Annotated in this window: 1 pseudogene; it reads right to left on the reverse strand. The window is 46.9% G+C overall.

Annotated elements, in window-relative coordinates:
* Nucleotides 1-416 (reverse strand): annotated as a pseudogene (locus J1M64_RS19545) (NADP-specific glutamate dehydrogenase); the annotation flags it as partial.
* Nucleotides 417-424 lie beyond the last annotated feature (8 nt).

Consider the following 424-nt stretch of genomic DNA (forward strand, 5'->3'; position numbering starts at 1 on the left):
GAAGTGGCCACACCCCCTGCATTGGACGCCTTGCCTGGTGCAAACAAAATTTTGGCATCATGAAAAGCATGTATGGCCTCTGGTGTAGAGGGCATGTTGGCTCCCTCAGAAACACACATACAACCGTTTTTCAACAAGGCTTTGGCATGGTCACCGTTCAATTCGTTTTGGGTGGCACAGGGCAGTGCAATATCGCAGGGTACCTCCCAAGGTGCCTTGCCCTTATGGTATTCTGCATTCGGATATTCCTTTACATATTCAGATATTCTTCCGCGTTTATTGTTTTTCAGGTCCATTACCCAGGCCAATTTTTCTTCATCTATGCCATCTTTGTCATAAATATATCCGCCTGAATCTGAAAGCGTCAACACCTTGCCCCCCATCTGCAATACTTTTTCGGCAGCATATTGGGCCACGTTTCCTG

Origin of the sequence: Dietzia sp. KRD202, from assembly GCF_017168155.1 — a bacterium.
Lineage (GTDB): Bacteria > Actinomycetota > Actinomycetes > Mycobacteriales > Mycobacteriaceae > Dietzia > Dietzia kunjamensis.